2 protein-coding genes and 1 pseudogene are annotated in these 1,848 nt (G+C 73.1%); all 3 read right to left on the minus strand.

The window, feature by feature from the left end; translation table 11 throughout:
• Nucleotides 1-408: pseudogene (locus tag PLP61_RS16885) on the minus strand (ATP-dependent DNA ligase); the annotation flags it as partial.
• Nucleotides 405-1,283 carry a tryptophan 2,3-dioxygenase gene (locus PLP61_RS16890; protein WP_324503962.1) on the minus strand — a complete coding sequence of 293 codons (879 nt, stop codon included), beginning with the start codon at nucleotides 1,281-1,283 and terminating at the stop codon, nucleotides 405-407. The gene PLP61_RS16890 and the pseudogene PLP61_RS16885, both read right to left, overlap by 4 nt.
• Before the next feature lie 32 nt (nucleotides 1,284-1,315).
• Nucleotides 1,316-1,654 (minus strand): cupin domain-containing protein, encoded by a 339-nt coding sequence (locus PLP61_RS16895; protein ID WP_324503963.1) that lies wholly within the window; start codon nucleotides 1,652-1,654, stop codon nucleotides 1,316-1,318.
• Nucleotides 1,655-1,848 lie beyond the last annotated feature (194 nt).

A 1,848-nucleotide genomic window follows, 5' to 3' on the forward strand; every position in this document is an offset into this window, starting at 1 on the left:
CTGGCGCACCGAGCCGGTGACCGCGCCGCGGAGCCAGGCCTGCGCGGCCGGGGTGGCCCGGGACAGCAGGCCGGTCACCAGCGCGCTGCGGGCCTCCCGGGAGCCGGTGCCCGCCACCGAGGCGAGCCGGTCGAAGGTCTCGTGGACCTCGCGCACGGTGAGCGTCGGGTGGGCTGCGGGCGGAGGCGTCGTCGCCACGCCGCGCCAGCCCACGCCGGTACGCCGCTGCAGGAGCCCGCCGCCGAGGTACGCCGCGACGACCGGCAGGTCCTCGGGGTCGGTCTCGGACAGGCAGCGGGCGAGGGCGGCCACCTTGGCGGTCCGGGACCGGGTCGCGGCCACCTCCGCGGAGGTCGCCACGAGGTCGGCGAGCAGCATCCCGCCATTCTCCCCGAACCCGGCGCTCACCCGCCGATGCGGGAGCGCACCTCGAACAGCTCGGGGAAGAAGGTCAGGTCCAGCGCCCGCCGCAGGAACGCCACCCCGCTGGAGCCGCCGGTGCCGGACTTCTGCCCGATGGTGCGCTGCACCACCTGCAGGTGCCGGAACCGCCACTGCTGGAAGTTGTCCTCGATGTCGACGAGCTCCTCGCACGACTCGTAGACGCCCCAGTGCTCGCTCGGCGCCGCGTAGACGGCGGCGATGGTGTCCACGAGCCCGGGGTGCAGCCGGTAGGGCTGCGACCAGTCCCGGTCCAGCAGCTCGGCGGGCACGGCGTACCCCCCGCGGGCGAGGAAGCGCAGGAACTCGTCGTACAGGCTCGGCTCGTGCAGCAGCGTCTCCAGCTCGGCCCGCACGACCGGGTCGTGGTCGAACACCCGGACCATGTCGGCGTTCTTGTTGCCCAGCAGGAACTCCACTTCGCGGTACTGCGCGGACTGGAAGCCCGAGCTGGTGGCGAGGAAGGGGCGGATCTCGGCGTACTCGCTGGGGGTCAGCGTGGCCAGCACCGCCCACTGGTCGGTGAGCGTGTGCTGGACGTGCTTGATCCGCGCCATCCGCTTCAGCGCGGGCCCGAGCTGGTCCTGGGCCAGCAGGCCGCGGGCCGACCGCAGCTCGTGCACCATCAGCTTCAGCCACAGCTCGGAGGTCTGGTGCTGGATGATGAACAGCAGCTCGTCGTGCTGCGGTGGGTCGCTGAGCGGGCGCTGGGCCGACAGCAGCTGGTCCAGGCACAGGTAGTCGCCGTAGGACATGTCGCGGCGGAAGTCGCGCTGGATGCCGTCCTCCAGCTCGCGCCTGCTGCGGGTGGACGGGTCGCTGCCGGCGTCGCGCGGGTGCATGGAGTCACCGTACGCCGCGGGCGGGCCTGCCCTCAGCCGGCGATGTAGACCTTGCGCAGCGTCTCGGAGATGTGCCAGATGGTCTTGTCACCCTTGTGCAGCCGCACCACCGTGCCGGGGGCGAGGGGGACCACCTCACCGTCCTCGAACTCCACGGAGCCGCGGCCGGACAGGACCACGAACACCTCGTCGCACTCGACGTCGCGGGCCATCCCGGGGCTGATCTCGTAGATGCCGATCTCGGTCGAGCCGACACCCGCCAGTGCGCGGGCGCCCGCGGTCGGGAAACCGTCGATGGTCTCCTCGGCGGGGATCCGCTGGCGCGGCAGCTCCGTCGAGAAGACGTCGACGTCGACGTAGCGGCTGGTCATGGGGCCATGGTGACAGCGGATCGGTCCGTGCGCCACGACCGCGGCACTTCGACCCCCGCTGGTCTGGACAGCTCCGCGTCCGGCCCTCCCGGCCGGTCGGCTACCGTCTCGCGGGTGGGCGTGGCGACGACGGGCGAACGGGTCTGGCGGCGGGCGGGGCCGTGCCCGGTCGGGGCGGTGCTCGCCCCGCTGCG

This window comes from Nocardioides sp. (assembly GCF_035429765.1).
Taxonomy (GTDB): domain Bacteria; phylum Actinomycetota; class Actinomycetes; order Propionibacteriales; family Nocardioidaceae; genus Nocardioides.